Genomic DNA, 19,579 nt, shown 5'->3' with positions numbered 1-19,579 from the left:
TTATTCTACAATCAAATTTTCCAACGCAGTTATCGAGTATTTTAACAAGCTAGGATGAGCAGATATTTACTACGATTGGTATTAGCCTTTGTGAGAGATGTAAATGACTGAGCAAAACGCTGTTGAGTCTGTTGAACAAACAGCAACTGAAGCGATGAACTGGTTGGCCTCCAACCAGGAGTTGATGATCCAATACGCAGTGAACGTTGTGACTGCGCTACTTATTCTGTTCATCGGTAACTGGGTAGTGAAGAAAGTGGCAGGCTCTGTCGCTGCAGTATTGAAGAAACGCGATCTGGACCAAACGGTTGTCGATTTTATCGAGAACATGGTTCGCTATGTGATGTTCGCGATTGTGCTGATTGCGGCATTGGGCCGTGTTGGTGTTGAAACGGCGTCTATCGTTGCGGTTATTGGTGCGGCGGGTCTGGCTATCGGTCTGGCATTGCAAGGTTCACTGTCGAACTTCGCAGCTGGTGTGCTGATTGTGACTTTCCGTCCGTTTAAATCCGGTGATTATGTAGAAGTTGGCGGTGTGGCTGGTTCTGTTGCGTCTATCCAGATCTTCTCTACAGTACTGACGACCCCAGACAACAAAATGGTAGTGGTTCCTAACGGCACTGTCATTTCTAGCCCAATCACCAACTACTCACGTCATGCGACCCGTCGTATCGATTTCATTATTGGTGTGTCTTACAAGGCTGATCTGCAGAAGACTAAAGAAGTACTGACCCGCATCGTGAAAGCGGACGAGCGCGTACTGCAAGATCCAGAACCAACTATCGGTGTTCATGCGCTGATGGACTCTTCAGTAAACTTCGTTGTGCGTCCGTGGGTGAAAACAGAAGATTACTGGTCAACCTACTTTGACCTGATGCAAGCGATCAAAGAAGGTCTGGATAAAGAGGGTATTGAAATTCCATTTCCGCAAATGGACGTTCACTACCACGCAGCAATGGCAAAAGCTGCTGCTCCAGAAGAAGAAAAGCAAGTTGCTTAAACGCCTTGCTGCTCAAACTTAATGCTGAAACCCCGTCTGACGACGGGGTTTTTTTATGCATATGGTCTCGTGAATACACCAAAAAAACAGTGTTTTCGTTTTAAATTTGAGACACTTTCTGTTGCTGCTTAAACTGTAAACTCAGCTCTGATTTTATCCGAGCAGTTTCGTCAGGAATTTGTTGTACCGTCCTGTGGAACCCTAGGAAAAAGCTAAACACGGCATAACTATACCAAGGAAATCGCAATGGAAAATGCTACTAACGAAGCCATGAACTGGTTCAACGGCAATCAGGATCTGCTGCTTCAATATGGTGTCAACATCATCTCTGCTCTCCTCATTCTTATCATTGGTAACTGGATCGTGAAAGCGATTGCCAATGGTGTTGCTAAAGTCATGCGCAAGAAAGAACTCGACGATGCCGTTGTCGACTTCGTGCATACTTTTGTTCGTTACCTGCTGTTCGTTATCGTGCTCATTGCGGCGTTGGGTCGTCTGGGTGTGCAAACGGCTTCTGTGGTTGCGGTTATCGGTGCGGCCGGTCTGGCTGTTGGCCTCGCACTGCAAGGCTCTCTTTCTAACTTCGCAGCAGGCGTGTTGATTGTTGCATTCCGCCCATTCAAATCTGGCGACTATGTAGAAGTGGCTGGTGTTGCAGGTTCTGTGGATTCTATCCAGATTTTTTCAACGGTACTGAAAACACCAGACAACAAGATGGTTGTGGTGCCAAACGGTGCGATCATCTCAAGCCCAATCACTAACTACTCTAAGCATGACACTCGTCGTATCGATTACGTTGTAGGCGTGTCTTACAGTGCTGACCTGCAAAAAACCAAACAAGTGTTGGCTGATGTACTGGCGAAAGAAACCCGTTTGCTGACGACCCCAGAGCCAACAATTGGCGTGGTTGAATTGGCAGACTCTTCCGTGAACCTGGTGGTTCGTCCATGGGTTCGTACCGCAGATTACTGGGCAGTTTACTTTGACCTGCTGCAAGCGATGAAAGAGGCGCTGGACGCAGAAGGTATCGAAATTCCATTCCCGCAAATGGATGTTCACCTGAACAAAGTCGACGGTTAATTCTCACCTGAGACATGATAAAAACGCCAATGATCGAGACTGATCATTGGCGTTTTTTCTTTGGTGGTGACTGTCAGAAGAATGGGGCTGATTTTCACGAGATAAGAGCAAGGCTTGATCGAGTTAAAACAATTGGTTTTTGTGTGGTGATTTTTCTTGCGAACTGTTCAAGGCTTTCCTAATTTGCGTATCTAACACCGTGTGCTATCCCTTATTTGTCGAGCGCTGCAGCACGTTTTTCTAGAAGGAATCTGATTTATGAGCAATATCCCATCTGAGCTGAAATTCACGACTTCTCACGAGTGGGTGAGACCAGAAGGTGACGATGTGTATACCGTGGGCATTTCTGACCATGCACAGGCTTTGCTGGGCGACATGGTGTTTGTTGATTTACCGGATGTGGGCGATACGGTAGATGCAGGTGATGATTGTGCCGTGGCGGAATCGGTAAAAGCAGCATCAGATATCTATACCCCATTGACCGGTGAGATTGTGGCGATCAATGAAGACTTGGAAGGATCTCCAGAGTTGGTAAACAGCGACCCTTACGGCGATGGCTGGTTATTCCAAATCCGCATCACTGATTCAGCGGAAATTAATGAGCTGTTGGATGCCGAAGCGTATCAGGATTCTATCGAGGAAGAGGAATAATCCCTTTTCCTGCAGATAAAAAAAACACCGCGTCAATCGCGGTGTTTTTTCAAGCGAGGTGTCAGGTTAAACGTGCCTGAGCCATCAGTACATCTCTTTCAGCTTGCGGATCTCTGTGTTGATCTCCTTCACTGTCCGAAAGTGTTCAATATTTCCATCTGACTGCGCCTGCACCATTCCTTGATGAAAGTCGAAATCACCCCGTCCATCAATGTGAATCCGTCCACTGAATAACCGGTAAACGTGTTTCGCAATAAGGGTTGGGACATAACGATGAAACATCCGCATTCGCAATTCCTTTTTATTTTTATCCCTGAAGCTTTGGAGCCTTGGGTTATATTTCCTGCCAACTTCCTAAACCGATAAGACCTGCTGACAACGAAAAACTGTCACCTGCTTACTCGGTTTTGGCGGGCGGCATTATAGCTGGAGGGGTATGACTACTGTGTGACAGATATGACACTTACCCAAAATTTTAGGGATGTAATCGTGTGACTTTGGGGTTGGTCACAGTATGGAAAGTAAGGCATTAAGCCTATCTATCTGGCACGTAAATCCTGTACTTGATTACGTACTGTTTTATCAATGGTTTGGCGTATCCAAAGGTTTTTAGCACTGGTGGCATTTTTCTTGTGCCAGATTTGGCGGATAACAAAATTGCTGACATCGATAGGTGTGGCACTGATAGCAAGCTTGTCATTGAACATGTCGAGTTTTGCCATTAACTCCGCCACCGTGCAGATAAGGTTGCGTCCAGAGAGAAGATGACGAACGGTAAGGAAACGTTGTGAACCCATGACGACCTGGCGATCGCAACCCAGGGATTTGAGCGTGTTATCAACAGGGCTGCTTAACTGGCCGTCTACCGTCACCAAGGCGTGAGGCGTTTTGGTGTAGTCGGTCAATGACAGAGGAGCATTCAGCCCCGTGGATTCTGGGTCAAACAAGCAGACATGTTTTTCGGTGTAGAGCTCTTCCATCAATAACACGGGGTCTTCTGTTTCCACTGCACCCAATACCACATCAACCTGATCGTTTTTCAATGCCTCGCGGTAGTTGATCCGATCGACTGGGCGGCAACTGAGTTGACACTGCGGCGCTTGCTCTCGGAACACATCAAACAACGCCGGGGCAAAAACCAACTCAGCATAGTCGGTTAAACCGATGCGAACGGGTCCAGAATATTGCTTCGGCTCGAACGACACTGGGGTCAGTACATCGTTGGCAATGGTGTCGAGAAGAGCGGTAATAACAGGCTCTAGCTCGAAGGCACGTGCCGTCGGTTGCATTTCATTGCCTTGACGATGGAAAAGCGGGTCATCAAGTAGGGTGCGCAGCCGGGAGAGGTTGTGGCTCATGGCAGATTGGCCAATCGAGAGTTTCTCGGCAGCGCGGGTCACGCTGCGGGTTTCCATTAGCGCAGCGAAGGCAACCAGAAGGTTGAGATCAACGCCGCGCCAATTCACCGGCTTCATGCACTGGTCTCGTCATCACGTCTAATATCAGCAATGGTAGGCTGACAAAAGTCGACCAAATCCTGAAAGCGAAGTTCTACGCCTGCCATGGGTGAACCACTGCTGATGTTGATGTGTTCGAACTCAGCAAGGCTTGGGTCGAAGAATATTGGCAACATGCCAAACACCGAAATAGGCGTCACCATGCCAGGTGAATAGCCGGTAATGCTCTGCACATGCTTGCTATCGACCATGGTCATGCGCCGACAACCAAGAAGGTCGCGGACTTTCTTGGGATCAACAGACGCCGTACCTGGCACGCATGCCAATGCCATTTGTCCGCCCATATCGCGCAGCAACATGGATTTGACCAATTGATCCGGCTTAACACCGCGTTGCTTGGCTGCATCGAGTATGGTCGTTGCCTCACTTTCATGAGGCAACAAGCGGTGTGCGATGCCAGCATCGCGCAAAATGGAGAGGATAGGGGTATCAATCGAAGTCATCATTAAGCGTCGTCTTCCAGACGGTATGGCAGATCGACTTTCTGCCAAAGCGCCTCTGTGTCGGCCAAGCGGAATTGGCTGTCATCATCAAGGTTGTTTGGTAATACAACCAATGCCAGTGCCAGACCGTCTTCAAAACGGTAGCCAGAGAGCACGGTACCACCAGTACGCCAGTTTTCGCCCACGCTACGGTCAAAGGTATCGCCGGCTTTCGGTGCTTCTGCCGCTTCACCCTGAAGAAGATAAGCGGCGCGTTTGTTGATACCACGATATTTCGCGCGCGCAACAGTTTCCTGTCCGGTGTAACAACCTTTCTTAAAGCTGATGGCATCCAGCGCCTGCAAGTTGATGGACTGAGGAATGAACTCGCTGATGTTCGCTTCTTCAATCGCAGGCATTGCTGCGCGAAGCTCCAACAGTGTCCATAGTGAGCTGTCACTCAGGGTGGCTCTTTCGCCTAGCTCAGTGATCAGTGTGTCAGCTTCATCTGCGTTCATCGCCAGCAACCAGCGGTTTTTATCGATGCGAACAGCCGAACCGGTTTGGGTCGAGCGAACATCGCCTTCTCCGGTAAAGCGCGATTCCACGGCACTGTCCGCTTTTTCACCGGCAATACCCACCAGAATTTGCTCAGAAAGTGCAAATTCGACCTTAGAAAAAACAGCATATTTCTTAATTTCAGCCAGCTGTTTTTCAGCGACAGATGCTGGCTGAACGTAAGCCACCCCTTCGTTGTGATGGAACAGGCGAATGGCAGACCACACCTTTCCTTTGGCGTCACAGTGAGCAGCGAGCGTTGACCGGGTTTTCTCCAGCGACACCAAATCACAGGTCAACTGGCCTTGCAGGTATGGCACTGTATCCTGACCGATGGCGGTGATCAGGGAAAAGTTATCCAGAGCGATCACTGACAGGGCTGGCAACGCGCTGTCTGAAGAAAGAGGAAGACGGTTGAAAGCGTGTGATTGATACCAGTTCGTCATGGAGTTTCTCGCTTAAAAATCAGGATTCATATGTTAATGCGACAGCGGTCGATATACCACTGATATGGGGTCAGATCACAGGGTTACAAGATTCAATCCGGGAGCCGTAGCAAGGCGATCAGCTCGCTGATACTATTTGGGCCAGTTATTTTGGCCTAATTTTCGAGGTACTCATGCTGGGCGCAGAAGATAAAGCGCGTATCAAGTGGGCATGCCGTCGTGGCATGTTGGAACTGGATGTCATTATCATGCCATTTTTTGAGCAATGTTTTGATTCACTGACAGAAGACGAAAAACTTCATTTCGTCGCTTTGTTGGAATGCGATGATCCGGATCTGTTTACTTGGTTGATGGGGCATGGCCGTAGCGAGAAGCCTGAGCTGGCGGCGATGACAGACAAAATTGTCGAGCACAACCGCAGCAAACTCCGTTAATACCGATATTCAGCCTTCCCGCCTGTTGAAGGTTGGGGTAGGTATGATCTATGCACTGGCAGCTTTCACTTTGTTTGTTGCCAGTGCCATCCCCCTCGAAGCCAAAGTGCTTCTCCTTTGTCTCCTGATTCGTGAAATACACACGCAGTTGTCCTTTCTTACGCTTCGTGGTGGTGAGCTTTTCCTCAATATTGAAGGAGCGTGCCGCTGGAATGGAGATAACTTCTACGTTTCCCAGGTGTGCTTTTTCAGTCGTCACCTGATTGTTCTGGAATTGACTTCACCCTTTGAGTGCCGCCGTTTAGCGTTGGCGTATGATGCCTTTGATAGTGAGACCTTTCGTCACCTCAGTCGAGTTTGTCTAGTGTTGAAAGTGTGATCTTTTTTCCCTTTTTATGTTTTAGCGTACATCATGTCTAAACGAACCATTGATTGCGCCGATAAAGATTCAAGCAGGCATCAGTGCTGCCGCCGACTCAAGAAGTGGAGAGGGAAGAGGTGACATGAAAATAAGAACAAAATTATACGGTCTGACGGCGTTTTCCGCCCTGTCGTTACTTTTATTCGCGTTCATCGGGTGGCAAGCCTCTGATCGAATGGTGGATCTGAAAACCAAACAATCCCTGGTTGCAGAGCTTGAAGTGCGTTTGCTTAACCTGCGTCGTAATGAAAAAGATTTTCTGGCGAGATTGAATGCCAAATACGTAGAGCGCTTCTCCGGTAATGTTGCCAAGTTTGAAGACGATTTGAATACCTTGGCAGAGGAAGCTAACCGTCTGGATATCACCCTGCCACAAATCAGTGCGGTTTCTCAGGCGATGAAGAATTACCACAGCGGTTTTCTGGCATTGTCGAAGGGATACGAAAGACTTGGCTTGAACCGTACTTCGGGTATTCATGGCGAGCTGACTGCAAATAACGAGCAGCTTCTGCAAGACAACCCATCAATCGATGACATTGCGTATCTGGTGACGCTGAGCCGGCTTTTGATGGTGGATGCAAATGAAGCGCGCTTTGAAGAATTCAGCCGTGTCTGGCAAAACGTGAAGCGTGACACTGGCCTTACTTCTCTGGACGCCCAGAAAACTTTGGTAGAGCGCTACATGCAAGTCAGCCGTGAGGTTGGGCTTGATCACAAGTCAGGCCTTTTAGGGAACATCCGAGGCCAAACTCATCAGGTGGAAGCGGATTTTGACGACATGCGTGCACAACTGGCCAACGAGCTGGAAAGTGCAGAACGTACTCTGACCATTAGCGCCTTGATAGTGCTGGTGGTGATTTCATCGCTGCTTATCGCAGCCAGTATCTTGCTCAACCGTTTTATCCAGCGCCGTCTGAGCACATTAACCCGCACCATGGAACAAGTGGCGTCAGACCGTGATTTAACCCTGCGTGCAGAGGCCGAAGGCAAGGATGAGATTGCGCTGGTAGCAAAAGACTTTAACTCAGTGCTGGAACACTGCCAGACCCTGATTGCCGGTGTAAAAGTCTCAATCACAACATTGAATGCTACCGCTTCAGATGTGCAATCTCGTAGCAATAACGCTGAAGCGGCATTAGGCCGTCAACATTCAGAAGCCGACATGGCCGCGACAGCCGTCAATGAAATGGAAGCGACGATTCGTGAGATTGCCAGCAACACTGAAACGGCGGCTGCGAATGCAGGCCAAAGCCTTGCCCGCGCTCAGAAAGGTCATCAAACAGTGCAGACAACCCGCGAAGCTATCCTGACACTGTCTAACGGCTTGGGTACTGCAAACAATGACATTCATAGTTTGGTGTCGCTCTCTCAACAGATTGGTACTGTGGTAGATGTGATCAAAGACATTTCAGAGCAAACCAACTTGTTGGCTCTGAATGCAGCGATTGAAGCAGCACGTGCTGGTGAGCAAGGTCGTGGTTTTGCGGTGGTTGCCGATGAAGTGCGTTCCCTGGCTACCCGTACGAACAAATCAACAGATGAGATTGCGACCATGATTGCTTCCCTACAGGAGCAAACCAACAGCGTCGTTGACCGCATTAACCATTGTCAGCGTGACAGCGAACAATCGGTCAGTTACGTCGAAGAAGCCGCATCAGAGCTGGATAACATTATCATCGACATGCAGCAGATCATGGATATGAGTACCCAGATTGCCGCAGCAGTTGAAGAGCAGAGCATGGTGGCAAAAGAAGTGAACCAGAACGTCCATTCGATTCAGGAAATTACCTCAGAGAACACTGTCTCGACCACTGAAAATGCTCAAGCCGCAGCAAGGGTTGCAGCGCAAAGCCGTGAGCTGGAATCAGCGGTGTCGAGCTTCCGTTCTTGAGTAGATAGCTGTATGGCGCTAGGTATGAAAAAGCCCTCTTGTGAGGGCTTTTTGCTATCTGTGATTCAGCAAGGGAAGTCTGGCACCAGAATGGTTGGGCCTGAATCCTCCATTTTATCGGGGTAATCGATGGTGTAATGCAGGCCTCGGCTTTCTTTACGTGCCATGGCACAGCGCACCATCAGTTCAGCCACCTGAAGCAGGTTACGCAGTTCCAATAAGTTGTTGGAAACGCGGAAGTTGCTGTAGTACTCGTTGGTTTCTTGCTTGAGCAGCTCTATACGGCGAAGCGCGCGTTCCAAACGTTTGGTAGAGCGCACAATGCCCACGTAGTCCCACATAAAGAGGCGTAACTCATGCCAGTTGTGCTGGATAACGACCTCTTCATCTGAGCAACATACCTGACTGTCATCCCAGTACGGCAGCGTTGGTGGAACTTCGGCTGTGGCTGCATTCTCTCCAATGTGCATGGCGGCAGCCCAAGCGTACACCACACATTCGAGCAGCGAGTTTGACGCCATTCGGTTAGCGCCATGAAGTCCGGTATAGCTGACTTCGCCAATGGCGTATAAGCCTTCCAAATCGGTCTGACCGTTCTGGTCAACCATCACGCCGCCGCAGGTGTAGTGGGCGGCAGGAACGATAGGAATCGCTTCCTTGGTCAAATCGAAACCAAAGGTTTTCAGCTTTTCATCAATGGTTGGGAAATGCTTGGTGATGAATTCGGGATCTTTATGGCTGATGTCGAGATACATACAGTCCGCACCCAGACGCTTCATTTCATAGTCAATCGCCCGGGCGACCACATCACGCGGCGCAAGCTCGGCGCGTTCATCAAAGTCCGGCATAAAGCGGGAGCCATCAGGGCGGCGCAAAAATGCGCCTTCGCCACGTAGCGCTTCCGTCAGCAGGAAGTTACGAGCCTCTGGGTGGAACAGGCAGGTCGGATGAAACTGGTTAAATTCAAGGTTGGCAACCCGACAGCCTGCGCGCCATGCCATAGCAATACCGTCACCAGAGGAAACATCTGGGTTGGAGGTATATTGGTAAACCTTGGATGCACCGCCTGTGGCAAGAACCACAAACTTGGCACGCACGGTTTCGACAGCTTCACGGTCACGGTTCCAGATGTAGGCACCCAGCACGCGGTTGGCACCGGAAATCCCGATTTTCTTACGGGAGATAAGATCCAGTGCGTTGTGACGCTCCATCACTTTGATGTTGGGATGCTGCATCACGTTTTCTTGCAGAGAGGTTTGCACGGCAGCGCCCGTTGCATCAGCAGCATGCAGAATGCGTCGGTGGCTGTGTCCACCTTCACGGGTGAGGTGGAATTTGGGCTCATCATCGTCGCTGTCTTCTTCGCGATCAAAAGGAACACCGCCATCAATCAGCCATTGAACGCATTCCTTGGCATTTTCGGCGATAAAGCTCACCACGTTTTCTTCGCAAATGCCGTCACCGGCAATCAGCGTATCTTCAACGTGGGATTCAACAGAATCACTTTCATCAAAGACTGCAGCAATACCGCCTTGTGCGTAGTAGGTCGCCCCTTCGCTGCGCGGTCCTTTGCTCAGCACCATTACTTTCTGAGTCGGCGCCAAATGGAGCGCCAGAGACAGACCAGCAGCGCCGCTGCCGATCACCAGCACATCACACACGTGTTCTTGGTTGCTCATTGATTACGTATTCCTTTCTCCCAAGTAGCCATGTTAGCCGACTACCTGAAACAACGAGTTCGAGTCATTTCAGTGAGTTTACACTAATGTGGCAACACGTAGAACGTTGCCAGTTGCTTCATTATGCGACAGAGTGGGAACGGCAGAATGAGAGTTGGTTAGGGTGTGACCAAACATTCTGATAGACTTTGCGATCCGGATCTAATCGTATAACGACGGAAATCCGTTTAGGGAACTTTCTTTTAATGTTTCACTCATACACTGTGCTCACTCAATAAAAACCGCGCGGCAGAAAAATAAGCCGGGCACCACAGTGGCAAAGAGCGAGAAGATATACCGGTAGCTGACAGTGTTCTGACCTTAGCGGTGAACACTGCCACAGTGAAAGCAGACTACTGGTATCAATAATAAGGAGAAGGCGCTCGAATGAGCGAGCAGTTAACCGATCAAGCCTTAATTGAGCGCGTACAGAATGGTGATAAGCAGGCGTTTAACCTGCTGGTCGTAAAATATCAAAACAAGGTATGCAATCTGATCTCTCGCTATGTCAGCAACAGCGGCGACGTGCCTGATGTTGCGCAGGAAGCTTTTATAAAAGCGTATCGCGCCTTGCCGGGATTTCGCGGAGAAAGTGCGTTTTACACCTGGCTTTACCGTATTGCGGTGAACACAGCGAAGAATTATCTGGTTGCACAGGGCAGACGCCCACCATCAAGCGATATTGACGCAGAAGAAGCGGAAAATTATGAAAATGGTGGCGCACTGAAAGAAATTTCGAACCCTGAGAACCTTATGTTGTCAGAACAGTTGAAACAGGTCGTTTTCAGTACGATTGAATCTTTACCTGACGATCTGAAAACGGCGATCACCCTGCGTGAAATCGATGGCTTAAGCTATGAAGAGATCGCAGAAGTGATGGACTGCCCGGTAGGAACGGTACGTTCGCGTATTTTCCGTGCCAGGGAAGCGGTAGACAAACGTGTTCGTCCTCTGATGAACCACTAACAGTGTTACCTGTTGATAACGGTGAAATAAATGGCTGAAAAAGAAAACCTTTCCGCATTATTTGATGGTGACGAGATTGATCAGGCGATGATTGATGCGCTGGAAAACGATCAATCGGCTCAGCAAACATGGAAAAGCTTTGCTGTCACCCGTGATGTAATGCGTGGAGAAACGCCTAATCCGAGTTGGGATATCGCATCAAATGTTGCGATGGCACTGGAAGCTGAGCCAGCGCACGGCGCGCACTCTGCACCCAATGTTGTTCCAATTCAGGAAGCACAACCTACGCCAGCGGCTGCCAAAAAAGGCATGCCATCTTGGTTGCAGCAACTCACTCAGGTGGGCATGGCTGCCGCAGTGTCACTGGCCGTGATTGTTGGCGTTCAGCAATACAACGGTGGTGAGCAGTTGGATCCGGTTCTTGCAGCATCACAGCCCCCAGTTTTACAGACCATTCCTTTGGCTGGCTCTGCTGAGCCTGTAAGCCTTAGCCGTGAAACCTTGCAGGGGAATCCGACTGAAGCGCAATTGATGGAGCAGCGTCGCCGTGTCAACGCCATGTTCCAGGACTATGAGTTGCAGCTTCGCCTCAATGCTGATGAAATGATTGAACAAGACGAGAAGCTAACACCAGAAGTGAGCAACTAGATTGATGAAACAACTCCTGATCGGTGCTTTTGCACTGGTCAGTCTGGTCGCGAATGCCTCGACGGAAGAAAATCCCGCCGAGGCATTGTTGCATCAGATGGGCCAGGCAACCGAACAATTGGACTACGAACTTTCCTATATTCTGGTCCGCAAAAACAGTATTGAGCCCCTCCGTTTTCGCCATGCGTTAGTTGACGGTGAATCATTCGGTCATATCGCTTATCTTGCCGGCCCTCCACGCGAAGTGATTCGCCGTGGCGATGAAGTGAGTTATTTCGAGCCAGGTATTGACCCGTTTACCATTGCGAGCAATCAAATGGTGGCACCCTTGCCTGCCATCATGCATTCCGATATTGACCACCTCTCGACCATGTACGATTTCGTGCCGCTGGGACGAGCGCGTGAAGCCGGGTTGCCTTGTGATGTAGTGCGCGTTTCACCAAAAGACGGTGCGCGATATTCCTATGTGCTTTGGATTGACCAAAACACCAAGTTGTTGACCCGTGCCGATCTTCTCGATCGCGATGGCGATCCCATTGAACAATACCGCGCACTGTCGTTGGTCATATCTCCGCAGATTGGTGATGTGATGAAGCAGATGTCTGCTATCGAATTGCCGCCTGTGGTCCAGGTACCAAAACAGCGGGACCCTGGTCTGAGTTGGCAAGTCACTTCTTTACCGGAAGGCTTCTCGCCGATTTACAGCAATCGTCACCGCTTGATGATCACTGAGCGCCCGGTTGAAAGCCAGATGTTCAGCGATGGTCTGTTTAGTTTCTCGGTTTATCTGTCCGAAGCTGATGACCTGTCAGTGCGTGAGCAGTTGGTGAGAAAAGGCCGTCGCACCCTGCACAGCCATGTCTCAGGCAATGCAGAAATTACCGTCGTAGGAGACATTCCACCAGCGACCGCGAAAAAAGTGGCTGAATCAGTTCGTATGACAGCGCCACAAGCCGCGGAAGGAACGCCAACGCCATGATCACGGCATTGGCAGAGGTTACTGGCAGTGGCGAGGGTTACCTGACTGTCCGCTGCCAGCAGAAAACCAGCTGTGGCAGTTGCGCTTCCAAGGGCAATTGCGGTACGGGCATTGTCAGTAATGCGCTGCCGGGCAAAGTACTGGATATCCGTGTACCGTCAGAAAAACCAGTCGATGCAGGAACCTTGGTTGAAATCGGCTTGGAAGAGCAGACGGTACTGCGTTCAGCGCTGGTGGTTTACATTCTGCCGCTGCTGTTTGCGATTGCAGGGGCTGTTTTCGGGCAGTTTCTCGCAGATTTGATGGCCGCGGGAGAAGGCGTGATCATTTTGTTTTCTCTGCTTGCTGGCGGGTTGGGATTCCTTGTAGCACGCCATTTTTCGCGAAAGCTGGAGCAGGAAACAGGCGCAACGCCTAAACTGTTACGCATCCTTGGCAATCCCGTAGACCCGGCGGCGGTGATAAATGCCGCAACAGAGGATAGCGACTAGCCATTAATTTCGGTAGAATCCCGCCACTTGATCGTAAGATCCTCTTATTTTAACTAACGAGTTAGTCACACCATTTATGAAGCACATTCGTAACTTTTCGATTATTGCCCACATTGACCACGGTAAGTCGACTCTGTCAGACCGTCTTATTCAGGTCTGTGGCGGCCTAACTGACCGTGAAATGGCGGCGCAGGTTCTGGATTCCATGGATCTTGAACGCGAACGTGGTATCACCATCAAAGCACAAAGTGTGACGCTGAATTATGCAGCGCAGGATGGGGAAACCTATCAGCTGAACTTCATCGACACCCCGGGACACGTTGACTTCTCTTACGAAGTTTCTCGTTCTCTGGCGGCGTGTGAGGGTGCTTTGCTGGTGGTGGACGCGGGTCAGGGCGTAGAAGCTCAGACGTTGGCGAACTGCTACACCGCGATTGAAATGGATCTGGAAGTGGTTCCAATCCTGAACAAAATTGACCTGCCAGCGGCCGATCCTGACCGCGTAGCGGAAGAGATTGAAGACATCGTGGGTATCGATGCGACCGAAGCGACCCGCTGTTCAGCGAAAACAGGTCTGGGCGTAGATCTGGTTCTGGAAGATATCGTTAAGAATGTTCCGGCACCTGAGGGTGACCCAGAAGCGCCGCTGCAAGCGCTGATCATCGACTCATGGTTCGATAACTATCTGGGCGTTGTGTCGCTGGTTCGTATTAAGAATGGCGAGCTGAAGAAAGGCGACAAGATCAAAGTCATGAGCACCGGTCAGGTGTGGGGCGTTGATCGCATCGGTATCTTCACACCAAAACAAACTGACACCCAAGGTCTGCGTACCGGCGAAGTGGGCTGGGTTGTTTGTGGTATTAAAGATATTCTGGGCGCGCCAGTGGGTGATACCCTGACCCACGCAAAACACGGTGCGGAAACTCCACTGCCAGGCTTTAAGAAAGTGAAGCCTCAGGTTTATGCGGGTCTGTTCCCTGTTTCGTCCGACGACTACGAAAACTTCCGTGATGCACTGGGCAAACTGAGCCTGAACGACGCGTCACTGTTCTACGAGCCAGAAAACTCAGCAGCACTGGGCTTTGGTTTCCGTTGTGGTTTCCTTGGCATGCTGCATATGGAAATCATCCAGGAGCGTCTGGAGCGTGAATACAACCTGGATCTGATCACCACGGCACCAACCGTAGTGTACGAAGTGAAGAAGACCAACGGTGACACCCTGTACGTTGATAGCCCTGCGAAATTGCCAGCGGTTAACGATATCGAAGTGATGGGTGAGCCAATTGCACGCTGTAACATCCTGGTACCTTCAGAGTACCTGGGTAACGTTATCACCTTGTGTGTAGAGAAGCGTGGTGTTCAAGTTGACATGGTTTACCACGGTAACCAAGTCGCTCTGACTTACGATATTCCTATGGCAGAAGTGGTTCTGGACTTCTTCGACCGTCTGAAATCGACGTCTCGCGGTTATGCTTCTCTGGATTACAACTTCCAGCGTTATGAAGCATCGAACATGGTGCGTGTTGACGTATTGCTGAACGGCGACAACGTGGATGCATTGGCTATCATCACTCACAAAGATCAGGCGCAATCCCGTGGCCGTGATCTGGTTGAGAAGATGAAAGAATTCATCCCTCGTCAGCAGTTCGACATCGCGATTCAGGCAGCAATCGGTAACCACATTATTGCGCGCTCGACCGTGAAACAGCTTCGTAAAAACGTCACCGCGAAGTGTTACGGTGGTGACGTAAGCCGTAAGAAGAAACTGCTGCAGAAGCAAAAAGAAGGTAAGAAACGTATGAAGCAGATCGGTAACGTCGAACTGCCTCAAGAAGCGTTCCTGGCGATTCTGCACGTAGGCAAAGATAAGTAATAAAAAGGGATTAAAGGTTTAGGGGAACACGATGGCTAATACTTTCTCGCTGATTCTGGTGCTTGTCACCCTATTTACTGGGATTATCTGGGCACTGGATAAGTTCAAATGGGCGCCGCGACGCCAGCAAAAAGCGGCTGAAGCGCTCAATGTGGACGGTGGTGAGTTAAGTGAAGAGCAGGTTGCACAAGTTGCCCCTCAGCCAAGCTGGGTAGAAACCTCAGCTTCCGTGTTCCCTGTTATTGGCCTTGTTCTGGTGCTGCGCTCGTTTATTTACGAGCCGTTCCAGATCCCATCTGGTTCTATGATGCCGACACTGTTGGTGGGCGACTTTATCCTGGTGGAGAAGTTCGCTTACGGCCTGAAAGATCCCGTATTCCGCCATCAATTGGTCGAAACCGGGAAGCCAGAGCGCGGTGACGTGGTGGTGTTCAAGTACCCACCACAGCCAAACATCGACTTTATCAAGCGCGTGATTGGTGTCCCGGGCGATACGGTTCGCTACAGCGAAGACAAACGCCTGTGCATCCAGAAGAAAGGTGAATCGACCTGCGAATTGGTGCCAGTGGATGATGTTCACAAGAGTGAGTTCGTTCAGCGTGGCGCGAACCTGATTCAGGCGCAAGAAGAGTTGGGCGTTGAGCCTCACCAGATTCTGGTGAACCCATATATGCCGAATCAAGCAGGTCAGTATTACCCAACACCGGGTCTGGGTGAGTGGGTGGTGCCGGAAGGCGAGTACTTCGTGATGGGTGACAACCGCGACAACAGTAAAGACAGCCGCTTCTGGGGCTTTGTACCTGAGGCTAATCTGGTAGGTAAAGCAGTCGGTATCTGGATCAGTTTTGAATTTGATGAACAAGGCGACAGTTTCCTGCCGTCTTGGGTACCTGTCGGGGTGCGTTTCAATCGCATCGGCGGCATTGATTAACTTGGAACGACATGACAACACCTATAAATAAATTACAGCGTCGCATCGGCTATGAATTTAGTGATGCGGCGCTTCTCAGTCTCGCCCTGACACACCGAAGCGCCAGTGGAAACCACAATGAGCGTTTAGAGTTTCTGGGCGATTCTATTTTGAGTTTCGTCGTTGCTGACGACCTCTACCATCGTTTCCCGAACGTTGATGAAGGTGATATGAGCCGCATGCGTGCAACCTTGGTTCGTGGTAACACGCTGGCTGAACTAGGCCGCGAGTTCGAACTGGGTGATGTGCTGCAACTGGGGCCGGGTGAGCTGAAAAGTGGCGGTTTCCGCCGTGACTCTATCCTGGCAGACGCCGTTGAGGCGATCATCGGCGCTATCTACCTCGACAGCGATCTGGAAACGGTACGTGGAATTGTATTGAGCTGGTACAAACAACGTCTGGAAACTATCCAGCCGGGCGCGAACCAGAAAGATCCGAAAACACGTTTGCAGGAATTCCTGCAAGGACGTCGTAAGCCGTTGCCTGCCTATAATGTTACTAAGGTACAAGGCGAAGCGCATAACCAGCAATTTACGGTTGAATGTGAAGTAGCAGGTCTGGATCGACCTGTCGTAGGTAAAGGCAGCAGTCGTCGCAAGGCTGAGCAAGCGGCTGCAGAACTGGCATTGCAAAAGCTGGACTCATGACAGACACGCACGAAACGCACCACTGTGGCTTTATTGCCATCGTAGGCCGCCCGAATGTGGGCAAATCGACACTTCTCAACCGCCTGGTTGGGCAGAAGCTGTCTATTACCTCGCGTAAACCACAAACCACCCGCCACCGTATCATGGGTGTCGATACCCGTGATGGGTATCAGGCGGTATATGTCGATACACCGGGACTGCACATTGAAGAAAAACGCACCATCAACCGTTTGATGAACCGTGCGGCTTCAAGTTCCCTGACTGATGTTGAACTGGTACTGTTCCTGGTGGACGGCACACAGTGGACGCAAGATGATGAGATGGTACTGAACAAGCTCAAGAAAGCTGAGCTGCCAACCGTACTGCTGATCAACAAAGTCGATAACGTGAAGGAAAAGGGCGAGTTGTTCCCGCACCTTCAGGAAGTCAGCGAGAAAATGGACTTTATCGACGTGGTTCCTGTTTCAGCGAAACACGGCACCAACATTGATGTGGTGGAGAAACTGGTTCGTAACCACCTGCCGGAAGGCGAGTGGTACTTCCCGGAAGAGTACGTCACAGACCGTTCACAGCGCTTTATGGCGTCTGAAATCATCCGTGAAAAGCTGATGCGTTTCACTGGTGATGAACTGCCATACTCAGTCACTGTGGAAATCGAACGTTTTGATTACAACCCGGATACCGATGGCTTTGAAATCAACGGCCTGATCCTGGTTGAGCGTAACGGCCAGAAGCGTATGGTGATCGGCAAGGGTGGCGACAAAATCAAAACCATCGGCCGTGAAGCCCGTCTCGATATGGAAGATCTTTTCGAGCGCAAGGTCTACCTTGAGCTTTGGGTAAAAGTGAAATCCGGTTGGGCTGATGACGAGCGCGCACTGCGCAGCCTCGGCTACATCGACGACCTTTAACAGCGTTATTGGCTGAGACATTCAGGAGCAATATGGAAGGCTTGCAGCGCTGCTTTGTTCTGCACTCACGACCCTACAGTGAGACCAGCCTGATTCTGGATGTTTTCAGCGAAAATCACGGGCGCGTCAGTTTGATGGCAAAAGGCGCCCGTGGTAAACGCTCTCCTTTAAAAGGGGCGCTCCAGCCTTTTACTCCCCTCTTGATGAAATGGTCCGGCCGCGGCGAAATGCATACTTTGCGTCATGCTGAAGCCATGGGGCTTGCGATCCCGCTTTCAGGCAATGCCCTGTTTTCAGGCTTTTATCTCAATGAGATCTTAAGCCGGGTTGTGGAGCCTGAAACCGCGTACCATCAACTCTTCTTTGACTACGTCAATGCGCTGACTGACCTTGCTCAGCACAGCAATCCTGAGCCAGCGTTACGACGCTTCGAACTCGCCTTGTTGGACTCGCTTGGATACGGGGTCGATTTCCTGCATTGCGCGGGTAGCGGTGAGCCAGTCGATGCATCGATGACGTATATCTTCCGGGAGCAGCAAGGTTTTGTCGCCTCGCTGATGAAAAGTAATAACCTCACTTTTACGGGCAGCGACTTAGAAGCGCTGGCAACAAGACAATTCTCAACGGCAGAACAGCTAAAAGCGGCGAAGCGCTTTACACGCTTGGCCCTCAAGCCTTATCTTGGCTCCAAGCCGCTCAAAAGCCGTGAGCTTTTTATGTTAAGAACAAGGAAATTAACGCAATGAGTACCATTTATCTGGGCGTCAATATTGATCACGTCGCGACCGTTCGTAATGCGCGTGGCACCCAATACCCTGATCCTGTCCATGCTGCAGATATTGCAGAGCGTGCGGGCGCGGATGGTATTACCGTTCACTTGCGTGAAGACCGTCGCCACATTAAAGACCGCGACGTTCATATTCTGAAAGATACCATCCAGACCCGCATGAACCTGGAAATGGCAGTGACTGATGAGATGGTCAACATCGCGCTGGAAGTAAAGCCGGCTTACGTGTGTCTTGTCCCTGAGAAACGCGAAGAGCTGACCACCGAAGGTGGTTTAGATGTGGCTGGCCAGCTTGAGAAAGTGAAAGCTGCAACGGAAACGCTGACTGCAGCGGGCATTAAAGTGTCGCTATTCATCGATGCAGACCGCGCGCAAATCGACGCAGCAAAAGCTTGTGGTGCCCCTTTTATTGAGCTGCACACAGGCCATTATGCAGAAGCGACGACCGAAGAAGACATGCAGGCAGAGCTGAAGAAAATCGCAGCGGGAGCAAGCTATGCAGACGATCTGGGTATCAAGGTGAACGCTGGTCACGGCCTGACGTACCACAACGTGAAGCCTATTGCGGCGATTCCAGAGATTTACGAGCTGAACATCGGCCACGCGATTGTGGGCCGCGCAGTCTTTGAAGGCCTGCCAAAAGCCGTTGCAGACATGAAAGCGCTGATGCTGGAAGCGCGCCGCTAATGGCTGTGGTTGGTCTTGGCACTGACATCGTAGAAATTGAGCGCCTTGAGAAAATCATTGCGCGCACCGGAGATGCGTTTGCTAAACGTGTGCTGACAGAAAACGAGTTGGAAACCTATTCCAGCTCCAACTTCCCGGCTCGCTTTCTTGCCAAGCGCTTCGCAGTGAAAGAAGCCGCTTCAAAAGCGCTGGGGACGGGGATCGCTTGTGGTGTGACGTTCCATGACTTTGAAGTGACGAACGATGAGCTTGGAAAGCCTGTGGTGGATTTCTCCGGTGTAGCGCGAAAGCTTGCCGATGAGCGTGGCGTGGAGAATATTTTCCTCACCATCGCTGATGAGAAACGCTATGCCGTAGCGACGGTGCTGTTAGAGACCAACTAGCTTTATACCAATCGTAGTAAATATCTGCTCATCCTAGCTTGGCAAAATGCTCGATAACTGCGTTGGAAAATTTGACTGTAGAATAACTACTTATCGAAA

Annotated in this window: 22 protein-coding genes; 17 read left to right on the top strand and 5 right to left on the bottom strand. The window is 50.4% G+C overall.

The annotated features are described in order from the left end of the window. Positions 1-103 precede the first annotated feature (103 nt). From mscS (RN22_RS10825) to gcvH, 3 genes are all read left to right on the top strand, one after another. Positions 104-1,000, top strand: a complete 897-nt coding sequence (mscS, locus tag RN22_RS10825) for a small-conductance mechanosensitive channel MscS (protein WP_002537502.1) — start codon at positions 104-106, stop codon at positions 998-1,000. Between the two features lie 246 nt (positions 1,001-1,246). Then, positions 1,247-2,080, top strand: a complete 834-nt coding sequence (gene mscS, locus RN22_RS10820) for a small-conductance mechanosensitive channel MscS (protein ID WP_046304289.1) — start codon at positions 1,247-1,249, stop codon at positions 2,078-2,080. 258 nt (positions 2,081-2,338) lie between these two features. Next, complete coding sequence (gene gcvH, locus RN22_RS10815; RefSeq protein ID WP_002537505.1) at positions 2,339-2,731, top strand: glycine cleavage system protein GcvH; 393 nt, start codon at positions 2,339-2,341, stop codon at positions 2,729-2,731. 84 nt (positions 2,732-2,815) lie between these two features. On the opposite strand, the gene RN22_RS10810 is transcribed toward gcvH, so the two are convergent. The 4 genes from RN22_RS10810 to ygfZ all read right to left on the bottom strand — a co-directional run bounded on the left by RN22_RS10810 (position 2,816) and on the right by ygfZ (position 5,674). After that, positions 2,816-3,019, bottom strand: coding sequence for a DUF1107 family protein (locus RN22_RS10810; protein ID WP_002537506.1), 204 nt, complete (start codon positions 3,017-3,019; stop codon positions 2,816-2,818). A 251-nt stretch (positions 3,020-3,270) separates the two neighbouring features. Then, positions 3,271-4,206, bottom strand: a complete 936-nt coding sequence (locus RN22_RS10805) for a LysR family transcriptional regulator (RefSeq protein ID WP_046304288.1) — start codon at positions 4,204-4,206, stop codon at positions 3,271-3,273. After that, complete coding sequence (locus tag RN22_RS10800; RefSeq protein WP_046304287.1) at positions 4,203-4,694, bottom strand: aminoacyl-tRNA deacylase; 492 nt, start codon at positions 4,692-4,694, stop codon at positions 4,203-4,205. The genes RN22_RS10805 and RN22_RS10800 overlap by 4 nt, the downstream gene beginning before the upstream one ends. Then, on the bottom strand, positions 4,694-5,674 hold the full coding sequence (ygfZ, locus tag RN22_RS10795; protein ID WP_046304286.1) for a tRNA-modifying protein YgfZ: 981 nt from the start codon (positions 5,672-5,674) through the stop codon (positions 4,694-4,696). The genes RN22_RS10800 and ygfZ overlap by 1 nt, the downstream gene beginning before the upstream one ends. 173 nt (positions 5,675-5,847) lie before the next feature. Here ygfZ and RN22_RS10790 point away from each other — a divergent pair, with 173 nt between their 5' ends. From RN22_RS10790 to RN22_RS10780, 3 genes are all read left to right on the top strand, one after another. Continuing rightward, positions 5,848-6,108, top strand: a complete 261-nt coding sequence (locus tag RN22_RS10790) for a succinate dehydrogenase assembly factor 2 (RefSeq protein ID WP_002537511.1) — start codon at positions 5,848-5,850, stop codon at positions 6,106-6,108. Continuing rightward, positions 6,077-6,487, top strand: a complete 411-nt coding sequence (locus RN22_RS10785; protein ID WP_231590883.1) for a protein YgfX — start codon at positions 6,077-6,079, stop codon at positions 6,485-6,487. The genes RN22_RS10790 and RN22_RS10785 overlap by 32 nt, the downstream gene beginning before the upstream one ends. A gap of 124 nt (positions 6,488-6,611) precedes the next feature. Next, positions 6,612-8,420 carry a methyl-accepting chemotaxis protein gene (locus RN22_RS10780; protein WP_046304284.1) on the top strand — a complete coding sequence of 603 codons (1,809 nt, stop codon included), beginning with the start codon at positions 6,612-6,614 and terminating at the stop codon, positions 8,418-8,420. 65 nt (positions 8,421-8,485) lie between these two features. Here the strand turns inward: RN22_RS10780 and nadB are convergent, their stop codons facing one another. Beyond that, positions 8,486-10,099 carry an L-aspartate oxidase gene (gene nadB / locus RN22_RS10775; protein ID WP_046304283.1) on the bottom strand — a complete coding sequence of 538 codons (1,614 nt, stop codon included), beginning with the start codon at positions 10,097-10,099 and terminating at the stop codon, positions 8,486-8,488. Between the two features lie 426 nt (positions 10,100-10,525). Here nadB and rpoE point away from each other — a divergent pair, with 426 nt between their 5' ends. From rpoE to acpS, 11 genes are all read left to right on the top strand, one after another. Further along, positions 10,526-11,104, top strand: a complete 579-nt coding sequence (gene rpoE, locus RN22_RS10770; RefSeq protein ID WP_002537517.1) for an RNA polymerase sigma factor RpoE — start codon at positions 10,526-10,528, stop codon at positions 11,102-11,104. Between the two features lie 30 nt (positions 11,105-11,134). Then, positions 11,135-11,752, top strand: coding sequence for an RseA family anti-sigma factor (locus RN22_RS10765; protein WP_002537518.1), 618 nt, complete (start codon positions 11,135-11,137; stop codon positions 11,750-11,752). Between the two features lie 4 nt (positions 11,753-11,756). Continuing rightward, on the top strand, positions 11,757-12,731 hold the full coding sequence (gene rseB, locus RN22_RS10760) for a sigma-E factor regulatory protein RseB (protein WP_046304282.1): 975 nt from the start codon (positions 11,757-11,759) through the stop codon (positions 12,729-12,731). After that, positions 12,728-13,222 (top strand): SoxR reducing system RseC family protein, encoded by a 495-nt coding sequence (locus RN22_RS10755; protein WP_046304281.1) that lies wholly within the window; start codon positions 12,728-12,730, stop codon positions 13,220-13,222. Before rseB ends, RN22_RS10755 begins: the two co-directional genes overlap by 4 nt. Positions 13,223-13,298: 76 nt before the next feature. Beyond that, positions 13,299-15,095 carry a translation elongation factor 4 gene (gene lepA, locus RN22_RS10750; RefSeq protein ID WP_002537521.1) on the top strand — a complete coding sequence of 599 codons (1,797 nt, stop codon included), beginning with the start codon at positions 13,299-13,301 and terminating at the stop codon, positions 15,093-15,095. 31 nt (positions 15,096-15,126) lie between these two features. Beyond that, positions 15,127-16,026: a signal peptidase I gene (lepB, locus tag RN22_RS10745; protein WP_046304280.1), complete on the top strand. Its 900-nt coding sequence runs from the start codon at positions 15,127-15,129 to the stop codon at positions 16,024-16,026. A gap of 11 nt (positions 16,027-16,037) precedes the next feature. Continuing rightward, positions 16,038-16,712, top strand: coding sequence for a ribonuclease III (gene rnc, locus RN22_RS10740; protein WP_002537523.1), 675 nt, complete (start codon positions 16,038-16,040; stop codon positions 16,710-16,712). After that, entirely contained in the window at positions 16,709-17,623 is a 915-nt protein-coding gene (gene era / locus RN22_RS10735; protein ID WP_002537524.1) for a GTPase Era, read from the top strand. The genes rnc and era overlap by 4 nt, the downstream gene beginning before the upstream one ends. A gap of 32 nt (positions 17,624-17,655) precedes the next feature. Beyond that, positions 17,656-18,369 (top strand): DNA repair protein RecO, encoded by a 714-nt coding sequence (gene recO / locus RN22_RS10730; protein WP_002537525.1) that lies wholly within the window; start codon positions 17,656-17,658, stop codon positions 18,367-18,369. Continuing rightward, positions 18,366-19,097 (top strand): pyridoxine 5'-phosphate synthase, encoded by a 732-nt coding sequence (pdxJ, locus tag RN22_RS10725; RefSeq protein WP_046304279.1) that lies wholly within the window; start codon positions 18,366-18,368, stop codon positions 19,095-19,097. Before recO ends, pdxJ begins: the two co-directional genes overlap by 4 nt. Further along, positions 19,097-19,480, top strand: a complete 384-nt coding sequence (gene acpS / locus RN22_RS10720) for a holo-ACP synthase (RefSeq protein ID WP_046304278.1) — start codon at positions 19,097-19,099, stop codon at positions 19,478-19,480. Before pdxJ ends, acpS begins: the two co-directional genes overlap by 1 nt. The last annotated feature ends 99 nt before the right edge of the window (positions 19,481-19,579 follow it).

The organism is Grimontia sp. AD028 (assembly GCF_000973155.1).
Classification (GTDB): domain Bacteria; phylum Pseudomonadota; class Gammaproteobacteria; order Enterobacterales; family Vibrionaceae; genus Enterovibrio; species Enterovibrio indicus.
The sequence above is the reverse complement of the archived record's forward strand: the minus strand, read 5'-3'. Positions and strand labels throughout refer to the sequence as shown.